This window comes from Ruegeria sp. YTSC004 (assembly GCF_059609805.1).
Genome location: NZ_JBXWMJ010000017.1, coordinates 12,375 through 31,986, shown reverse-complemented (window position 1 = coordinate 31,986; position 19,612 = coordinate 12,375). Strand labels below are relative to the sequence as shown.

Genomic DNA, 19,612 nt, shown 5'->3' with positions numbered 1-19,612 from the left:
GAAAACTGCACCCTCGGAAAGGAGAAATCGATGAAAATCGAGAAGATCCATCACGTCGCTTACCGCTGCAAAGACGCAAAAGAGACGGTCGAATGGTATGGGAAAATGCTGAACATGGACTTTATCCTGGCCATCGCCGAGGATCATGTCCCATCTACGCATGAGCCGGACCCCTACATGCATCTGTTTTTGGATGCCGGGAATGGGAATGTTCTGGCTTTCTTCGAGCTGCCCACGAAGCCGGAAATGGGCCGGGATCCCAATACCCCGATCTGGGTGCAGCACATCGCCTTCAAGGTGAAGGATCGTGAAACGCTGCTTCAGTTCAAGGACCATCTGGAAGCTAATGGCGTCGAAGTACTCGGCGTGACCGACCATTCGATTTTCCACTCTATCTACTTCTTTGATCCTTCCGGCCATCGTATCGAACTGGCCTGCCCGGACCCGGAAGAAGAAGCGCTGCTGGAGCGCATGGACGAAGTGAAATGGCTTATGTTGGACGAGTGGTCGAAGACCAAGAAAGCTCCGAAACATGCCGATTGGCTGCATGCCAAGGAACTCAACAAATCTGCCTGACGGGCATCCCGTGCCGGATCGGTTTCCGGCGCGGGAACCTATTTTTGGCAAAATCTGAGACGGTTGACCACAAAACAAGGAAGTCATGAAACTATACGGCTATTGGCGCTCGACGACCTCTTTTCGGGTCCGGATCGCACTGAATCTCAAGGGTGTTTCCTACGAAACGATCCCCGTCGACCTTGTTGCCGGAGAACAGCGCGCGCCGGACTACGTCGCGCTGAACCCCGGGAAGAGCGTCCCTACGCTGATCCTTGAGGACGGTCGTGTACTCACTCAATCGCTTGCGATCATCGAGTATCTCGACGCCACCATACCCGAACCTCCGTTCCTGCCGGAAGATCCGTTTGAGCGTGCGCGGGTACAGGCTGCGGCCCATACCATCGCAATGGACATTCATCCGGTTAACAACCTTAGGGTCACTGCGTATCTGAAGTCCCGGTACGGGCTTACGGCTGAGGATGGGATCGAATGGTTCCGGCATTGGATGACCGAAGGTTTCCATGCCTACCAAGCGCTTTTGCCAGCAAACACCACCTTCAGTTTTGGTGACGAGCCGGACCTTGCCGATATCTGCCTTGTCGCACAGCTTTACAATGCACATCGCTGGGGCGTCGATATGGCTCCATTCGACCGGCTACTTGAGATCGAAGAATGCGCATTCACCCTGCCCGCATTTGACGCCGCCCGACCTGAAAACCAGACCGATGCCTCCTGAGAGAAATACACTGGCAGACCTCATTCTATTCTAGGTCGACGGCGTTAGCCCGACCGGGAAGGCAATGCCCTTCCACGTCACCGATTACACGGATTTCTACGCCGGTCGGCAGCCAGCACTGGAGATGGCTTGAGTTGCGCAGATTGGCTTATGTACCTATGTCACCGACGCGGCCTTAAGCAGCGCAGTCACGCCTCGGTCCAGTGCTGCACGGTCCTCGGCCGATATGGAATTCAGCATCCCTTGCGCGCAAGCATCGACTTGTGGCAGCAACTGTTCGAAACATCGATGGCCTTCCGGCGTACAATGATAAACCCTAATTCGGCGATCTTCTTCGGAAATTGCTCTGGTTATCAATCCTTTATCGTCAAGCCTCTGCGCGGCCCGGCTGACTTGAACCTTATCCAGAGTGGTGCGTTGCGAGAGTTCTAGAGAGGTCAGGCTTTTGGCATTGGCAAGTAGAAAAAGCAGGCGCCATTCCTCCCGTGATAGCCCGAATTCGCGCTGGTATACTTCCGTGAGTTTTCGTGAGAACGCTTCGGATGCCACGGCGAGACGATAGGGAAAGAAGGAATCTAGTTGCATACGAAACTATATATCTGCTTTGTTTCACATGCAACGAAATTTCCTGCATTGATCTTCGCCACCTTGACGCTGGTAGTTTTGCAAACTGTTAGCCGAAGTTGACGAAATCACGTTTCCCAGTGATTTGATTCTGTTACCAAGTATTTTTCTGCTTGCAAGAAAACTGCGGATCCGCTGGATCAAGGGTCCGGATCGGCAATCTGCTGAAACGGACAGATTCCCAGCGTGAACCGACCTTTGCAAAAATTAGCAGTTCTGCAACGCAAAATCCCAAAAGCGAAAGTTGATCGATGTGTCAGCTTCAGCTGCCAAGAAAGGTCAACACAAGCCTTGGATATAGGCACACACCGAGACTAGCGGAAACACTGGACCCGGAAGTGCAACAAAAACTATTAGCATTCTTGCAGAATACTTTTTACCATGCGGTCAAATTTGGGGGAGTTGGATGCTCGATTTAATCATCAGACAGGCCAGCCTGCCGGATGGCAGCGGGCCGGTGGATATCGCGATAAAGGCAGACCGCGTTGCGGAAATTGCGCCTGATATCAAGGCTGAGGCGCATGAGGAGATTCAGGCGGCTGGGCGTTTGGTTTCCCCTCCTTTTACGGACCCGCACTTCCATATGGATGCGACCCTGAGCCTAGGGTTGCCGCGCATGAATGTCTCGGGCACGCTTTTGGAGGGTATCGCGCTTTGGGGGGAATTGAAGCCCCTGCTGACACCAGAAGCGGTGATTGAGCGGGCCATGCGCTATTGCGACCTTGCTGTGTCGCAGGGGCTGCTGGCTATCCGTTCGCATGTGGATGTTTCATCCGCCCCGTTGGTGGGCGTTGAAGCGCTCTTGGAGGTACGTAAACAGGTTGCCCCCTATATCGACCTGCAACTGGTGGCATTCCCGCAAGATGGCCTTTACCGATCAGAAAACGCAGAGAGAAACCTGATCCAGGCGCTCGATATGGGTGTCGACGTGGTGGGCGGGATCCCGCATTTTGAACGCACGATGTCGGAAGGGGCTCGATCTGTCACAAGACTGGCCGAGATAGCGGCGGACCGCGGCCTGATGCTGGACCTGCACTGCGATGAAAGCGACGATCCTATGTCACGCCACGTAGAAACGTTGGCCTTTGAGACTACGCGCCTTGGGCTTGGGGGCCGTGTAACTGCAAGCCACGTCACTGCGATGCATTCTTATGACAATTACTATGCATCGAAGCTAATCCCGCTCATCGCAGAAAGCGGTATGAACGTGGTACCCAACCCTCTGATCAATATCACGCTGCAAGGGCGTTCGGACACCTATCCGCGCCGCCGAGGTCTGACCCGCGTGCCAGAGCTGCGCGCGGCCGGTGTAAACGTTGCCTTCGGGCAGGATTGCACAATGGACCCTTGGTATTCGCTCGGATCCGCCGACATGCTGGAAGTGGCTCACATGGGTGTGCACGCGGTACCGATGACATCCCGAGAAGCGATGGAGTGGGCATTCACATCGGTAACCCAGAATGGCGCCAAAGCCATGGGCCTGCCCGACCCGACAATCCGTGAGGGCGGCCCTGCCAATATGGTTGTGCTGCAGGCGCGTGATCCGATTGAAGCTGTTCGCATGAAAGCCACCCGCCTTGCCGTGATCAAAAACGGCAAGGTGTTGGCCCATACAGAACCCCGAATGGCCGCGCTTTCGTTGCCCGGCCGCCCCACGACCCTGGATCCCGCAGATTACGCGCCCAGGCCCAATACTCAGGAAGCTTAAGAACAAGAACAATTGCCACCAACAGAAGAGGATCTACCAATGAAACTCACCACAACCCGCCGTCAACTGATGGTCGGCGCTGCGGCCACACTGGCCCTGCCGGCTTATGTCCGTCGCGTGAACGCACAATCTGCGACCCGAGTCGCTGGCGTGCATATGTCTCCGGTCGAAAACGCGTGGAACAGTCGTATCCACGTTGCGATGCAGGAGGCAGCCGACGCTGGTCTGATCGAATATGAGTTTTCGGAAGGTGTGGCTCCGACCGACTATCCCCGCGCGATGCGCGAGTATGCCGAAGGTGGCGCGCAGATCATTTGGGGCGAGTCCTACGCCGTGGAACGCGAAGCACGCGAAGTGGCGGGCGATTACCCGGATACCGCTTTCCTCATGGGCTCTTCCGGTGGGCCGGAAGGGGACAATTTCGGCGTCTTCGGCACCCGCAACCACGAGGCGGCCTATTTGGCCGGTATGCTTGCGGGCCAAATGTCAGAAAGCAATGTCTTTGGTTCGGTCGGCGGTTATCCGATCCCCGAAGTGAACCTGTTGATCAATGCTTTTCGAATGGGGGTGACTGAGGTGAACCCAGATGCCACCTTCGTGAACGGCTTTATCGGAGCATGGTTTGATCCGGCCCGCGCGCAAGAAGCTGCGATTGCCCAGATCGACGCGGGCGCAGATGTCCTGTTTGGTGAGCGCATTGGCACTGCGGATGCCGCCCAAGCGCGTGGTGTGAAGGCCATTGGTTCTCTTATCGACTATACACCGCGCTACCCTGGTACGGTCTTTGCCAATGCGATCTGGAACTACGGACCAACCATCGAGGCCATCGTAGCCGACGTTCAAGCTGGTAATCCAACGGGGCGCAACTACACGGAATATTCATTCATGGCCCATGGCGGCAATGAGCTGATTTATGTCGCCGACGAAGTACCCGCTGACGCCATCCCTGGGATGGAGGCTAAACAAGCCGCGATCCAATCCGGCGAATGGGACGTGCCGATTGACGAAAGCGAACCCTCCTGATCCCGAGGGTTTTGACGTGACCGATGCCACGGCTCTTGCAGCTGCCATCGCGGCAGGGCAGATCTCTGCCGTCGACGTGATGGAGGCAAGTCTTTCTGCCTGCCACGCGCAGGCGGATTTGGGGGCCGTGGCATTTCTGGACGAAGACATGGCGCGCGCCGGGGCGAGGGCAGCAGACGCATTGCCATCTGACCAGCGCGGTCCGTTTTATGGGGTTCCGTTTCTGGTGAAAGACCTCGGTGGTTTCGCAAGAGGACTACCCGCTGCGGCCGGATCCGCAGCAATCCGCGCACAAGCGCGTAAACCCGAAAGTGACAGTCGCCTGTTACAGTATTTGCGCCAAACCGGCTTGATCCCATTTGGCTTGACTACAACACCCGCATTCGGCCTTTCCCTGACATGCGAACCAGATGGCATGGCTGCGACCCGAAATCCATGGAAACCCGCGTTGACACCCGGTGGTTCATCTGGCGGCGCTGCGGCTGCGGTTGCAGCCGGTATCGTTGCAATTGCTCATGCCACGGATGCAGCCGGATCCATCAGAGTACCTGCTGCGTGTTGCGGTTTGACCGGGCTCAAGCCGTCTCGTGGTGCGGTGCCCGGAGGCCCTGATTTTGCCAATCACCTGATGGGCATAGCATCTGAGCTGGTCTTGGCGCGCTCGGTTCGCGACGTGGAGACCGCCCTTCAATCTGTAGTCCGGCCAATGGCCCCAGTGCACTTCCCAAAACGTCCCCGTGTCGCGGTGGCATTGCCGGATCGTTGTGGACCTGATCAGCGCAAAGCTGCAGAAGGTGCTGCCGACGCGCTGCGCGACGCAGGCTGTGAAGTGCATGATGTTCGTGCCCCCGACCGGATTGGAGCTGAAGCTCATGAAATCGCCCGAACCATACTGGCTGTTTCGTTGGCGGAATGGCTGACCGCACTCAAAATCTCCGATGATCAGGTCCCCCCGCTCGCAGCCGCCTTGGCTACTGAGGGTCGTGCGACATCTGCCACCGCGCTTTTTGCGGCCTCGCGACAACTGGCACGCCTGACAAATCGCTCCCGCAAGCTTTTCAAATCCGCCGATGCCATCCTGATGCCGATCCCATCGTCTGCTCCGCCCGTTGTCGGCACTTTGGATCTGTCTGGCACTTCGCCCGATGAACACATGGCGCGGCTGGAAGCTTTTGCCCCAAACGCCGCGCTTGCCAATGTTGCGGGCTTGCCAGCCCTGGCACTGCCTTTTGGCATGGCAAATGACCTTCCTCTCGGTGTGCAACTGATTGGTCCCTCCGGCGCCGATTTCGCACTGCTAAAACTCGGTGCACTTATCGAGACCCGCGCGCCCGCACTTTCCTTTCCGTCCCCAATCGCAGGCCTACTCGCATGACCAAGGTTCTGGAGCTTCACGGCATCACCAAGCGTTTTGGAACGCTTACCGCAAATGATGATGTGACCCTGACACTGGCGGAGGGGGAAATCCTTGCGCTTCTGGGTGAAAACGGCGCAGGCAAGACGACGCTGATGAATATCCTGTTTGGCCACTACGCAGCCGACGCAGGTACTGTCAGGGTGTTCGGCGAAGAACTGCCTCCGGGCCTTCCACGCGCAGCGATCGAGGTGGGTGTGGGAATGGTTCACCAGCACTTCACGCTTGCGGGCAACCTCACCGTTCTTGAAAACGTCATGCTTGGCTCCGAACCCTTGACGCGCGCGCGTTCCGCTCGTGGTGAGGCGCGCGAAAAACTGTTGCAGATCGCAGAGCGGTTTGGCCTGCCCGTGAACCCCGAGGCCAAGGTTCGGTCGCTTTCCGTAGGAGAACGCCAGCGTGTTGAAATTCTTAAAGCGCTCTACCGCGACGCGCGCATATTGATCCTGGATGAACCTACCGCCGTTCTGGCCCGGCCCGAGGCGATGCGCCTGTTCGAGACCCTGCGCGACATGACGAAGGAGGGTCTTTCGCTTATCTTCATCAGCCACAAACTGCATGAGGTCATGGCTGCCTCTGACCGTGTGGCAGTGCTACGCGGCGGCAAAATGGTTGCAGAACGCAAAACCTCTGAAACCAACCCCGGAGAGCTGGCGGAACTGATGGTTGGCCGCAAAGTGGAACGGCCCGTACGCCATGACCATAAGATTGGCGCGCCAGTTTTGATTGCAAAAAATGTGCGCGTGGAAGAGGACGGTGAGTTGCGTCTGGATGACGTGTCATTCACCGTCCATACTGGTGAAATCCTTGGTATCGTTGGCGTTTCAGGCAATGGTCAGGCTTCGCTCGGCGGGTTGCTTTCTGGGCTGCTTCACCCAAGCGCCGGGCAGCTGACACTTCTGGACGAAGATATCGGTCATCTGGGGCCGCGCGGCATGATCCGTGCGGGGGCTGGTAGAGTACCGGAAGACCGACACGCGGAAGGCGTAGTAGGCGAGTTGAGCCTGTGGGAAAATGCGGTGCTCGAACGGCTGCGTACACCAGAGTTTTCGCGCCGCGGCTTTGTCCGGCAAGGCGCCGCTCGCGATTACACCTCAGGGCTGATCGAACGTTTTGATATCCGTGGTGCCAGTCCCGACACGCGAACAAGGCTGTTGTCTGGCGGCAATATGCAAAAGCTTATCCTCGGTCGGGTCCTGACCAACGGACCGCGTTTTGTGCTCGCCAACCAGCCGACGCGCGGCCTTGATGAAGGGGCAATTGCCGCCGTTCATGCCGAGCTTTTGGCTGCCCGGGCCGAAGGCGCAGCAATCTTGCTCATCTCTGAAGAACTGGAAGAAGCCGTGGCCCTGTCAGACCGTATACAGGCCATCGTTAAAGGGCGCTTGTCGGAGCCCATATCCGCCAACGAGGCTGACCCGCAACGTCTTGGCCTGATGATGGCGGGTGTTTGGAAGGAAAATGATGATGCGGCTTGAACGACGCACACATGTGCCACTGCACCTTGTGATCATTGCGCCGCTGGCCGCGATCTTTACTGCGTTACTTCTCGCTGCGGGTCTCATCGCAGCTGCGGGTGTAAACCCACTCACGGCGTATGGCGAAATGCTGACTGGTGCGCTTGGCTCCCGCCTTTCGATCACCGAGATGCTGACCCGCGCCACACCGCTCATTTTCACAGGGCTTGCTGCGGCAGTCGCCTTCCGCGCGCGACTTTGGAACATCGGAGGTGAGGGGCAGTTCTTTGTTGGTGCGCTGGTCACCGCTTGGATCGGGCATTCGCTCGGGGTTCCGGGATGGATTGGTATTCCACTTTTGATGCTAGCAGGCATGACTGCGGGCGCGGCTCTTTTGGCGGGACCTGCCTATTTGCGCCTGCGTTTCGGGGTGGATGAGGTGGTGACGACCCTTCTGCTCAACTTCATCGTAATCCTTTTTGTGGGCCTCATGATTGAAGGCCCGATGCGCGATCCGTTGGCCTTTGGGTGGCCCTCTTCAGTGCCCGTAGACGGAGATTTTCGGCTCCCGGATCTGATCCCGCGCACGCGTCTGCATATCGGGCTGCTTTTTGCCATCGCAGCAGCAGGCGCCGTTTGGCTGATCCTGGCGCGCACGGTTTTTGGCGCTGAAACGCGCGCCGCAGGTTTGAACGCCAGTGCCGCTGCCTTTGCCGGAATATCCCTACCCCGAACGATCATGGGCGTAGCTCTGCTTTCGGGCGCCCTGGCGGGGCTCGCCGGGTCTGTCGAAGTCATGGGTGTAACGGCAGGGGTCACCACCACCATGAGCCCCGGTTTTGGCTATGCAGGCATCGTTGTCGCCATGCTCGCCGCCTTGCATCCGGCCGGCGTCGTTGCTGCCGCTGTTTTCGTTGCCACAGTCTTCGTCGGGGCCGACGCTATGAGCCGCGCAACCGGTGTTCCCAGTTTCATCGCTGATGTGATTGTAGCGCTCTGTTTGCTTACCATGATCGTGGCCCTTCTTTTCACAACCTACCGGGTGCGCCGATGAGTGATGCAATTGATCTGCTGCTGAATACCAGCTTGTGGGCTTCCGTGTTGCGTATTGCCACGCCACTCATATTCGGCGTCCTTGGCGCATTGCTCTGCGAACGTTCGGGCGTGCTCAATCTGGGAATCGAGGGGATCATGACCATGGGCGCGATGAGCGGATGGCTTGCCGTCTACATGGGTGCACCGTTGCTCGTGGGCCTGATGATTGCGGCCCTTTGCGGCGCCGTGATGGGCTTGCTGCATGCCATGCTGACGGTTCCGCTTGGGCTTTCGCAACATGTATCGGGGCTTGGTATTACGCTGTTTGCATCTGCTTTGGCCTACTACCTCTACAGGCTACTTGTCGAAGTGGGTGACTTGCCCCCAACGATAGAGCCTTTCCAGCCACTCAATGTTCCTGGGCTTTCCGACATACCTGTTCTAGGTCCGATCCTGTTTTCCCAGGCCCTGCCGACTTATCTGGCGCTCTTTGCTGTGGCTGCAATGGCGTATGTCCTTGCCCGAACACCGTTAGGGCTGGCCATTCGGATGACCGGTGAAAACCCGCATGCGGTCGAGGCGCAGGGGTTGAACCCCATCCGCATCCGCATCGGCGCAGTTGTTGTCGGATCGGCTTTGATGGCGGTGGGCGGGGCTTTCCTGACGACAACGGCGTTTAACAGCTTTTTCCCGGGTATGGTTCAGGGGCGGGGCTGGATTTGCATTGCGCTGGTCGTCTTCGCCAGCTGGCGGCCCGGCAAGGCGCTGATTGGCGCGGTATTATTCGCATTCTTTGATGCATACCAGCTGCGGCTGCAGACTGCGATTGAAGGCGTACCCTACCAGCTCTTCCTGATGGCGCCTTACGTACTTTCCATCGTCGCGCTCGTCCTTGTCGCCCGCAGAGCCGAAATACCTGCCGCGTTGATGGCACCCTACCGGCGCGGAGAACGTTAGCGGCATTCGTTCGCGCATATTGGCCGGAATTGAACAAGAAAAAAGAATTCGCACTGCAAGACTGAACGGGTGTTGTCGCGATAACTTGCGGCGCACCAAGGAATGCTGATACCCGGATCTCAAGCGGCTTAGTTTGCGGCATTCCTAGCGTCAAATGGCCGAAACGGTGATTTCGGATTGTTTAGGCTGAGCGACGACGTGCTGGGACACAGAAGCAATTCCGAACGGCTGAATGGGTTGCCACGAACCTCTGAAAGCCGCCTGGAGACAGATGGCCTTGCATCGTCCGTTCCCGTTTTCGGAATGCGAGATGGCTGTTTTCAGCGCGGTTATTGAGACCCGTGTGCGACCAATGCTTCAGATCTTGAGCGACCTCGCGCCCAGCGGCGCCATATGAGCGCAGCTTGTCTGTGATGGCTTGCTTGGGAATGAAGCCGAGGCGTTTTTTTCAGGTGGCGTAAAAGGCGTTTTGCAGCCCGTTTGCCCCAATTCGGTTGGAGGACTTCGCCCAGCACAACGCCATGCTGATCGACTGCGCGCCAAAGCCAATACTTGCGACCAGAGATGCTCACGACAACTTCATCAAGGAGCCAGACGTCGCCTTGTCGACCCTGTTTCCAAAACCCCGGACGAGATGCATAAACAGACAAACTGCATATCCAGAAGAGATCATCAATGTTTTCACGCGAGGTTCTGTCGCAAACTTTTCAGATGGCAGAGCATTAGTGGAATTGGTGAGCGGTTTACCCTGCCAGTTGGGCGAACTGCTGAAACGGACGGAGGCCGGTTGTGAATTGGCCTTTGCGGATCATGTTGACCATTTCTATGCCTGCCAGGACGGATGCGGCTGAAGCGAAAGATTTGAATCCCAGCATGGGTCTGATCCTTCGTTTGATGAAACGGTGATCTTGCTCAATGATGTTATTGAGGTATTTCTGCCTGACCAATTCGATCGGGATCGGGCAGCCATAGCTTTTGAGCATCTTGCTGATCGCCTTGATGCCAGCTGTATTGGCTCCACTTTTGTCGATGACGATCTTGCGCGGTAGACCGTTCACCTCAAGCGCGCGGGCGAAGAACTTCGTCGCTGCGGCTTTATTCCGGCGATGGGACAACATGAAATCTAGGGTTTTCCGTGGTTGTCGATCACTCGGCAAAGAAAAGCCCACACGCCTTTCACTATCACATTGGTTTCATCCATGCGCCACGAACGGTCGGCGGGGCGCTTTCTATACCGTGCTGCTTCGGCAATGGGACCAGTATATCGACTGACCCAACGGTTCAGCGTAGCATGATCCAGATCAACGCCGCGTTCCGCCATGATTTCTTCCAGACCCCGGTATGACACACCGTAGCGCAAGCAGAAGAAAACCGCGTGCAAGATCACGTCTTTCGGAAAATGCGTGCCCTTAAATGAGATCGCCACGGGTTGCTCCTGTCATGTCCCGGCACGCGTTAACAGAACTGCGTTCAATCTGACAGGTGCGGTAGAGTTTGCGACAGAACCTACGGCGTGTCGCAAACGAGCACATGACAAAAATCACCTTCACGCGCCTACCCGAGATTGCGGTCGAGGATATTGCGGAGCATATGTCCGATCCAGTTCTGGCTCTGCACATGCCTTTGCTCCAAGGCAATTGGGATGAGCGGCGCACAGCTGACTTCGTGGCAATGAAGGAAGCCAAGTGGGCGCAGGACGGGTTGGGCCATTGGGCGATTCTGGCGGACGGCGCGTATGTGGGATGGGGCGGCTTTCAGCGTGAAGGTCCTGACTGGGACTTCGGCCTCGTGCTGAAACCCTCAGTCTTCGGGTTGGGGATGAGGATAACCGCTCAAGCGCTGGAGTTTGCGCACGGCGACGATCGTATCCCATCCGTGACGCTCCTGCTTCCTCCTAGTCGCACAAAGTTAGGGGCTTTGAAGCGCATGGGCGCAGAGTTTGATGGCGAGATGACACTCGATGGATCGCTGTACCGAAAGTACCGCCTTGTAACCAGCGCCCCTTGAGACCAGCCCATGACCGGCCTTCGACTTGCAGTCAGGTTTCTGCGATCGCAACCCGCATTGCAGACATTCGCAGTAAGCGGAAATCACCTGCAGCTCAAACTAATGCTTCGCGCGTCGTTGCGACCGAACACTTTGATGGAAAAGACATTCACCAACTAAGGTACCCGCCGTCGGTGCGGATCGCGGCGAGGTACGGCGCTGAACCCCTTTTGGTCAATGCCGTGCGAGGCATTAGTGGCTGGCAGCCATGGCAAAGTTGCAGATGTATATTTTTCTGGACGTCAGATCAGATCAAACTTGCACGATTGTGATGCAAACTTCTTTTTTGCAACGCGTCACATTCAATGGCTCAAGCCGGCTAATCCATTCTGTTCGAATTTTCGAGGTTTCGAGTGTTCGTGATGCGGTAATATTGGCATGCAGTATGCCACACGGTGGTACTGGGGTGACCCCGTGTGGCATTGTCTTACGCAATCAGGTTTTGGTCGATCACCTCGAACGAGAATTCGTCGACTGTAAACATGGTGTCGTCGATCGCTGACAGCTCTACCGCATCAAAGGTTGTGCGCCCGAGTGAGCCCGAGAAATCACCGTCGTCAGCATCCGCCACCATGGTGCCGACAAGAACACCGTCATCGTAGAAGGCAACCTCGACTTCACCGCTGCCGTGACTGTCGCCAAAGCTAAAGATGAACTCCACTGCTTCTAGGTCCGTGTCTTCCAGAGCAATTCTGAGGCTTTCGTCACCGTCAACCGATGCAGCATCGCGGCTAAACAACGAGTCGTCGAATGAGAACACGCCAATCGCCCCATGTTTGATCGCAACCAGCTCGAAATTGGTTGGATCGATCGCATCCACTTTGATACCCACATCCGAAAACGTGAGACTGTTGCGCACCGGGCCAAGCCGGTCGACATCCACAACTTCGCCATCGATGCTTTCAAAGGCCTTGGTTTTGAACCAGCGGCCCGCTTCGAACTCAACGGCCAAACTCTGGGTTTCTGGAATGAACAGGCTTGCCACCATGGGATCGTGATCCGAGGCGCGCCCGCTGGTTGCGGCGAACTCTGAATTGACGTGAACGATGTCAACCTGTGCGCCGGAATGCAGATCCTCGGACACCAGAATATGATCCAACGACTGGCTGTTGCCCTGAAACTCAAAGCTATAGCGTTCGTCTTCCGGGATATCGTTTGTCAGGTTGACGAGGTCGGTATTGGCCTCAAGGTCAGCTACGGGTGAGACAAATTCAAATTCGTTGAAGTCACCCAACACAACTGCATTGGCGCCATCACCCAGTCCGTTGACGAAATCCTGAACAGCCTGGCTCTGGGCCTGGCGCTCATCCAGACTGCCGTTCACATCAACGTCTTCTTGGCGAGCGGCAAAGTCCTGTTCGGTTCCCAAGATAGGCGCAGAACCACCTTTGGATGAAAAGTGATTGTTGACCACCGTGACGGTTTCACCGTTGAAAACAAAATCTGCGACCAATGGCAAACGTGCGCCCTCAAAGGCCTCGCCTTCACCTTGCCCACTGATGGTCTGCACGGATCCTTCCACTAACGAGACACGATCAGGATTGTAGAGAAAGGCGGTGCGGATGTTGCCGCCGGGCTGACCCCCGGATGTTCCGTCCCCGATAAAGGTGTTGTCGATCACCTCATAAGCCGGACCACCCGCCGCCAAGATAGCTGCGGCCAGTTCCGCCAGGGTTTCCGACGCCGAAACGGTTCCGTCATCGTCCGAGCCCGAATTGTCCTGCACCTCTTGCAGACCAATGATGTCCGGGCTGTTGAGGTTATTGGTGATCTGCTCGGCAATGGCGGCAAACCGACCGTCGGCGACATCTTGGTCGCCGTCGCCATCATTGGGGTCGAGGTTAAGAACATTGTATGTCGCAATCGTCAGCTCGTTGCCTGAACTGGCTAGGGTGGTCGTTTCCTGTTCCAACCCTGCTGACTGGATATTTGGTGTAAAATCCTCGGTCGGCAGGATTTCGTAGTTTCCGAAACTATAGCCCACCACACCCGTGACGTCGCCAAGGTGATCGCCGACATTCACCGTGGGAAAGTCGAAATCGAAAATTCCACTGTCTTCGTCGATCTGGATTTTCTCAGGATTGAAGTCGTCTGGTGAGATATTGAGCGTTCCGCGCTCAGAAAGGCCGGTTGCGCCACTACCCTGATCGGCAACCGCAAAGATTTCACCGAACCGGCTGGTTCCGCTGACGGCTTGCAAATCCGTTGCAGTCACGCGCATCCCTTCCAGGCTTTCGAAGAAGTCGATGCCATCCTGGGTTGGATCGAATGAGGCAAACGCATCATCGTCGATGCTTTGGTTGGGCACCGCCCGCTCACCCGGATCATTGCCAATCAGAACCGCTTCGGGCAGCGCATTGCCCGATGACTGCACCTCCAGGTCAAAAACATTGGTCAGTTGGGTGGTCGGCAGGTTGCCACTGCCTGTGCCTCCGGGAAAGAACTCGGCAACGGTTCCACCCACGGAAATGGCGTCACCCACGGTGACGGTCGGGTTCGATCCAGTGAACACAAAAATCGCATCCGAGGTCGCATCGTTGCCATCGCCATCAGGGTCCTGCAGATAGAACCCGTTGGAATCCACCGCGGTGACGATGCCGCTGGTTGAAACCATGTCGCCCAGAACACTCGACGGTCCGGCGGGCAGGTTCGCGAAGAAATCCGCAACCGTTTGTCCATCTGCAAGAACAAATTCAGACACGTGGCCCGCGCCCTGGATTTCATAGATCGACACGATTTCAATGTCGCTTGCCGAGATGGACACCTCGACAACAGGGGCCAGAATACCGTCGAATGCGGGATCGTCCGAGGTTACCGTGTGCTGAATGTCCACGACCTCGGCCGCTTCGGGCAAATCGTCGTCAACGGCGGTGACGGCGATTTGTTGAGGCTGGTCAAAGTTGGTAGCGTCAAACACCAGTTCAGTTGGCACGACGTCAAGATCAGCCCCTGCGGCTATGGTGATCGTGACCGGCTGTTCGGGCGCGACTGACAACGTGACTTCATATGTATCTGCCATTCCCCCTTCATCGGTCGTCAGGTCCAAATCATTTATGATGACCGATGGCGAGGGCGCGGCATCCGTGACGGTGAACCCCGCAGGTTCAACATCTTCAATCCTGGTATTGCTGGTTTTCCAGTTGGCCGGGTCGTTGATGGCGGCCTGTAATTCGGCCTTTGTACCGGAAAGCGGGCCGCTATAAACACCGTTGTCGGTTTCGGTGAGGGCAATTGCGCTGGTGCCGACGGTCAACCCCGAGGGCAGTGCAGACGTATTCGACGATGTTGCGTCAGGCTCATATCCGTCCCCATTGAAATGAACCGATGCGACAAAACTGGGCGTGTCGTCGTCACCCTGATACGCGTGGATCTGATCACCGCTGGCCGAAAAGTTCGGCCCGGTAAATGCGGGGTTGATCACCATACCCGCAGCAATGTTTGCGGGTGCCGTCCAGACGAATATACCCTCACTGCTGCGGAAACCGCCGGCTGCGAACCAACCGTTATCAGTGAACTTGACCTCGGTTCCTGCCTCGATGTCGGTCAAAGCAACAAATGTGAACTCGTCGGGATTGTCGGAATTGAACCCGGTAAACGCAATGTCACCCGCAGCCAGTGTAGTAACCATGTGAGCCTCGCTTTTTTGATCTGGTGAAAAAACAGCGGGTCGGGATCCGACTCGCCACAGCACAACTCACGGTAGCTCAACCTGGAGATGTTAGTTACATGCCTGTTCGTAGCCGGCCTAATACGGCGGAGCTTTGCCGTCTGAAATCACGGCAAGGTATTTCGATCTGTGTTCTGCAGTCCAACGCTCTACGATCCGAGCCCAGGGTCTCCGTATTTTCTTGGGATGTCGGCCGGTACCGTCATGTGACTTTTTCGACGTAACTGGCGGGAAACCTTCGCTACCGACGAAATTTTAGTCTGGATGTGACGGCAGTAGGATGGACCAAGCCCTCGTGTAACTGACTTGTTCGAACTGTTGCGCACGGCCCGAACCGGATGAGGTGGATGGCTCCTTTCCTAGCAGTCGATGACAACTGCACTTTGGCACATTCGATGCCGGTGGAGCAGGAGCCACCCACCTCATCCGTTTTGAGCTCAAAGCGGAATATTAGATTCCCCGGCTCTCCCCTGTCATCCGTGATATCGTTTACAGGCTTGCGGTTGGTAAGCGGGGCACAATGGGGGAATTGGGGATGACGAGCGACATTACGGTTGTTGGACTGGGCGCAATGGGAACTGCTCTGGCAACCGCGCTCTTGGACTCCGGGCGTAACGTTACCGTCTGGAACCGCACGCAGGACAAAATGACCTCCTTGGTGGATCGGGGTGCGCGGGTGGCTGATGATTTGGATGAGGCCATTTCGGCAAGCCCCAGGACATTGATCTGCCTTCTCAACTACTCAACCACAAACGCTCTTTTTGATACTCCTCCAGTCTCAAAGGCGGCCGCCGGTAGAAACATTATTCAGCTTGGCACTTCGTCGCCGCAAGAATCAGAGGATAGTAGAAAGCAATTTAACAATTGGGGCGCAGGTTACCTTGACGGCACGATAATGTGTTGGCCAGGCGATATCGGAACGTCAACCGGCCGGATAGCGGTCGCCGGAGACGAAATCGCATTTTCAGATAGCAAGGCAAACCTTGACGTACTCGCCGGCGATTTACGCTACTTGGGTTCGAACGTCCGCTCGGCAGCGACTTTGGAGCTTGCGTTTCTTTCACGCCTCCTTGGCATCATATTTGGGAGTATTCATGGATCGCTCGTCTGCGAAGCAGAGGGATTGCCTGTGTCTGAGTTCACGTCCATCCTTCCCGCAGGTGACAGGGCTATCCCACTTACCGAAGCAATCCATGCAGGTTCCTTCGACGAGATTTCTGGCGGCGGCGCATCAGTTGAAGTGGCGGGAGAGGCGGTCACTGGGTTGTACGATCACGCTGTTTCTATGGGTATCAACACTGAACTACCAACTGTAATGCGCAATTGGGTCAAACGTGCGCAGGACGCTGGCTTTGGAAAACAGGAAACTGCAGCAATCATCAAAGCGCTTCGGAAAAATTGAGGCGCCAATTGTCCGCTGCGTCCTGCTTTGCGGCCTTTCCAATTCGCCAGAAAACGTTCATTCAAGCTACGCACACTCAAACCTCAGCACGGCCACCCCTTATGCCTCTTCCCACTCCCCAAGCCGTCGTATTCGATATGGATGGCCTGTTGCTCGACACCGAGCGTGTATACTTCGAGGGCTTCCGTACAACGCTTGACGCTCTCGGATTGCCGCGAGACGACGACCTGTTCCGTCGGCTAGTCGGCACAAACCGTGCGCTGGGACGCCGACTTTTAACCGAAGGGCTAGCTGGGCGCGTCACGCTGGAAGAATTTGATGCCGTCTGGGACGCCGAAATCGCGCAACGGCTGGCGGATTGCATCCCTGTCAAACCGGGTGCGCGCGCGATGGCAGAACACCTACGCGAGCGGGATATACCTTACATCATCGCCACCAGCACCCAGACAGAAAAGGCGCATCTGCATCTCGAGCGAGCGGGTCTCAGCGCGCTTTTTCGCGACGTAGTAGGCGGCGATCAGGTCGCTGCCAGCAAGCCTGCGCCAGATATCTACCTACATGCCACAGCACGCCTGGGTCAGGATCCGTCAAACTGCGTTGCGTTCGAGGATTCGCCCAACGGCGTCCGCGCGGCCCACGCGGCAGGCCTCATTACGGTGCAAGTCCCCGATATCGTCGCCCCCGACGCCGAACTACGTGCACTCGGGCATCACATCGCCAGCAACATCATCGCCGGGGCCCACGCGGTTGGTCTGATGGCAGTTCCGGAATAGAAAGCTGACCATCGCGCAAATGCAGCGAAAGCGCAGATTGTCCCGCCTACCTGTGAATTTGAGTCGTCTTGATCGCTGCGCTGAGCACGATTGACCGTTCTTCTCGCTGAGTAGCGGCAAGCTGACCAATGCTTGCGCAGCAGTTTTTTTGCTATGTGCTCACGCAGCACAAAACTGCGATGACCGGGTTGGGCTCGCACTGACACCTTCGCCGCGATCTGCACCAAAGCTCCTGTAACACCGGGCCACGTTTTGCCTGCGCGTGAGCTATTGGGTGATTTGTTGATGGCAACCGGTGACGCGGACCGAGCAGCGGAGGCGTATCAGTCCGTTCTAACATCTTCTCCCAATCGTAAACGAAGTATTCTTGGGATGGAGAAGGCGACAGAACAGTCAGTTAAAGCGAGGGTTTAATCCGCAAACAAGTAACGCGTTGACCCGCCCCTTGGAACTGCCACTAGATCAAACGGGGTGTTTGAGTCAGTGCGGCAAAACTGTGTATTGTCCTCTCACACACCATCTTTACCTGGCACCGAGCGTCCCCGAAGTCCGGCGGGTTATAGATCGCACTTATGCGAAACTGACAGAAGCTTGAAAAAACGGCTGAACGGAAGCGTTACAAAACGCCAGAATCCAATATTCTCGTATGTCGTTCTGACGCCGTCGAACTGGTTCAAACCGGAACTTTACAGCAGCGGTCAATTTCCTTGATTTCTAGCTTCCAGCCGCTCCAGATTTACAACTGTGGAAAGCATTAACCGATCATGGCTCCAATCCTGAGTTTGACGGATTGATGCAGAACCAATGGCAAGGACTGTAGCCAAGGTTAATGTCATCCCGAGAAACGCTGCTGGTAAGTGTGTCGTCGTGATTGGCGCCTCAGTCAGCGCGACTACGCGTTGCCGCAATACATGCTTTGCCTTGGTGCCGTTCACCAAAGCCACGTGAAGAACGCGTGGGTTACTCAAAGCGACTGACCGCGCACAATAGTCCAACAGGCAAGCGGTATAGTCTTTTGCGTTGATCCCTTTGCGCGACACCACAGATTGATCACAGGCCAGTTCCCGAAGTCGGTCAAACTGATGCTTCAATACAAGATAAGCCGGGTTCCAGAACAATACTGGTCGCAGGAGTTCGAAGCCCAATTCCCACTCCACATCCCTAGCACGGATATGCTGGAACTCATGAGCCAGCGCGAACCGGAGTTCGGCTGGCGCGTTCAACAGATGGCTGGGCAAAACGACATGCCGGCGACGCAAGCCCCGCACGGCAAAGGGCACGGTTACACGGTCGGACAGGCGAATATCTACATTCGATGAGCGGCGCCAAAGGAAGCTGGATTTTACAGCCTTACGAATAGCCCAAGCATCGCGCATTACCCTGATCGCCAACATTGCCGAAATCAGCGCCAGCGCGATCGAAGCGTAGGTTACAAAGGCATTGTTGCCGGACAATACGTGATCAATCCATCGCTCGCGGCTATTCAGCAGCGCTTCGAATTGCGCTGCTGGCATAGCGATGTCGCCGCGCAAGTAGGCGGCAACAGCAATGTCACCCAATGCCACTGCACGTCCCGGCCAAACCAGACCGGCAATTGTCGAAACACCCAGTGCCAAAAACGGGCTCAGTACAACACAAATGCATAGCGTCTTGAGGGAACGGAGTTGCGCAACAAAGCCATATCGCATCGATGTTCGACCCAACGCCGCGCGGGCAGCCAGCCAAATTAACGCTGACAATCCAAGCACAATATTGAACTCGAGAAACGCGTCGAGAACCGGTTTAACCGCCGTCATTTTGCAGTCTCCTCTCTACCAGTGCTCGAATTTCCTCCAGATCATCTTCTGTCAGTCCCGCATCGTCGACCAGCCTTGCAACCAACGTTGCAGGGGTGTCGTCGAACAACGTCCGGGAAAGATTTTGCAGCGAACGCGACTGATACCTGTCTTTTTCCAGAAGTGGCCGATACGTCAGCGACTTGCCGTTTTTCTCACTTTCTACAAATCCCTTTTCATCGAGGATGCGCAAAATTGTTGCGCCAGATGTGTAGGCCAGATTTCGATCCGGCGGCAAACGATCAAGAACATCTCGGACTGAGCCCTGACCCAGCGCCCAGAGCTCGTTCATGAACTCCAGCTCTACTTCGGTCAGTAAGTTTGTTGTTTTTTTCTTTCGCATCAGTCTCGGTGTCGCCATTTTTTAGTATGCCTGA

At 56.2% G+C, this 19,612-nt stretch carries 16 protein-coding genes and 1 pseudogene; 11 read left to right on the top strand and 6 right to left on the bottom strand.

The window, feature by feature from the left end; genetic code table 11:
* Positions 1-30: 30 nt before the first annotated feature.
* Entirely contained in the window at positions 31-576 is a 546-nt protein-coding gene (locus AC2FFP_RS21250) for a VOC family protein (protein ID WP_058274548.1), read from the top strand.
* 85 nt (positions 577-661) lie between these two features.
* Entirely contained in the window at positions 662-1,294 is a 633-nt protein-coding gene (maiA, locus tag AC2FFP_RS21245) for a maleylacetoacetate isomerase (protein WP_496845266.1), read from the top strand.
* Positions 1,295-1,450: 156 nt separating this feature from the next.
* On the opposite strand, the gene AC2FFP_RS21240 is transcribed toward maiA, so the two are convergent.
* Positions 1,451-1,879, bottom strand: coding sequence for a MarR family winged helix-turn-helix transcriptional regulator (locus tag AC2FFP_RS21240; RefSeq protein WP_496770435.1), 429 nt, complete (start codon positions 1,877-1,879; stop codon positions 1,451-1,453).
* Between the two features lie 445 nt (positions 1,880-2,324).
* On the opposite strand from AC2FFP_RS21240, the gene AC2FFP_RS21235 reads away from it, so the two are divergent.
* Genes AC2FFP_RS21235 through AC2FFP_RS21210 form a run of 6 tightly spaced genes read left to right on the top strand, consistent with a single transcriptional unit; the run spans position 2,325 to position 9,512 of the window.
* Entirely contained in the window at positions 2,325-3,626 is a 1,302-nt protein-coding gene (locus AC2FFP_RS21235; RefSeq protein WP_496881483.1) for an amidohydrolase family protein, read from the top strand.
* 39 nt (positions 3,627-3,665) lie between these two features.
* Positions 3,666-4,649, top strand: a complete 984-nt coding sequence (locus tag AC2FFP_RS21230) for a BMP family protein (protein WP_496881482.1) — start codon at positions 3,666-3,668, stop codon at positions 4,647-4,649.
* Positions 4,627-6,024, top strand: a complete 1,398-nt coding sequence (locus AC2FFP_RS21225; protein WP_496881481.1) for an amidase — start codon at positions 4,627-4,629, stop codon at positions 6,022-6,024. Before AC2FFP_RS21230 ends, AC2FFP_RS21225 begins: the two co-directional genes overlap by 23 nt.
* A complete protein-coding gene (locus tag AC2FFP_RS21220; protein ID WP_496881480.1) occupies positions 6,021-7,541 on the top strand; it encodes an ABC transporter ATP-binding protein in 1,521 nt (506 codons plus the stop codon). Before AC2FFP_RS21225 ends, AC2FFP_RS21220 begins: the two co-directional genes overlap by 4 nt.
* Entirely contained in the window at positions 7,531-8,574 is a 1,044-nt protein-coding gene (locus AC2FFP_RS21215) for an ABC transporter permease (RefSeq protein ID WP_496781035.1), read from the top strand. The genes AC2FFP_RS21220 and AC2FFP_RS21215 overlap by 11 nt, the downstream gene beginning before the upstream one ends.
* Complete coding sequence (locus AC2FFP_RS21210) at positions 8,571-9,512, top strand: ABC transporter permease (RefSeq protein WP_496770426.1); 942 nt, start codon at positions 8,571-8,573, stop codon at positions 9,510-9,512. Before AC2FFP_RS21215 ends, AC2FFP_RS21210 begins: the two co-directional genes overlap by 4 nt.
* A gap of 184 nt (positions 9,513-9,696) precedes the next feature.
* Here AC2FFP_RS21210 and AC2FFP_RS21205 read toward each other — a convergent pair.
* A pseudogene (locus tag AC2FFP_RS21205) lies at positions 9,697-10,129 on the bottom strand (IS6 family transposase); the annotation flags it as partial.
* Positions 10,130-10,255: 126 nt separating this feature from the next.
* Positions 10,256-10,938, bottom strand: a protein-coding gene (locus AC2FFP_RS21200) for an IS6 family transposase (protein WP_496845269.1) whose coding sequence is annotated in 2 segments (ribosomal slippage) — positions 10,256-10,644 and positions 10,644-10,938 — 684 coding nt in all. Because the reading frame shifts where the segments join, the coding sequence is not laid out codon by codon here.
* Positions 10,939-11,042: 104 nt separating this feature from the next.
* Between AC2FFP_RS21200 and AC2FFP_RS21195 the strand changes: the two genes are divergently transcribed.
* A complete protein-coding gene (locus tag AC2FFP_RS21195) occupies positions 11,043-11,519 on the top strand; it encodes a GNAT family N-acetyltransferase (RefSeq protein WP_496881479.1) in 477 nt (158 codons plus the stop codon).
* Between the two features lie 466 nt (positions 11,520-11,985).
* Here the strand turns inward: AC2FFP_RS21195 and AC2FFP_RS21190 are convergent, their stop codons facing one another.
* The gene (locus tag AC2FFP_RS21190; protein WP_496881478.1) at positions 11,986-15,186 is read right to left on the bottom strand and encodes a DUF8508 domain-containing protein; all 3,201 of its coding nucleotides are present in this window, start codon (positions 15,184-15,186) and stop codon (positions 11,986-11,988) included.
* Positions 15,187-15,745: 559 nt separating this feature from the next.
* On the opposite strand from AC2FFP_RS21190, the gene AC2FFP_RS21185 reads away from it, so the two are divergent.
* Together AC2FFP_RS21185 and AC2FFP_RS21180 are read left to right on the top strand one after the other, a co-directional pair.
* Positions 15,746-16,627: an NAD(P)-dependent oxidoreductase gene (locus AC2FFP_RS21185; protein ID WP_496881477.1), complete on the top strand. Its 882-nt coding sequence runs from the start codon at positions 15,746-15,748 to the stop codon at positions 16,625-16,627.
* A 101-nt stretch (positions 16,628-16,728) separates the two neighbouring features.
* Positions 16,729-17,400, top strand: coding sequence for an HAD family hydrolase (locus AC2FFP_RS21180; protein ID WP_496770629.1), 672 nt, complete (start codon positions 16,729-16,731; stop codon positions 17,398-17,400).
* Positions 17,401-18,098: 698 nt separating this feature from the next.
* On the opposite strand, the gene AC2FFP_RS21175 is transcribed toward AC2FFP_RS21180, so the two are convergent.
* On the bottom strand, positions 18,099-19,196 hold the full coding sequence (locus AC2FFP_RS21175) for a M56 family metallopeptidase (protein ID WP_496770633.1): 1,098 nt from the start codon (positions 19,194-19,196) through the stop codon (positions 18,099-18,101).
* Positions 19,183-19,578, bottom strand: coding sequence for a BlaI/MecI/CopY family transcriptional regulator (locus tag AC2FFP_RS21170; protein ID WP_170559558.1), 396 nt, complete (start codon positions 19,576-19,578; stop codon positions 19,183-19,185). The genes AC2FFP_RS21175 and AC2FFP_RS21170 overlap by 14 nt, the downstream gene beginning before the upstream one ends.
* Positions 19,579-19,612 lie beyond the last annotated feature (34 nt).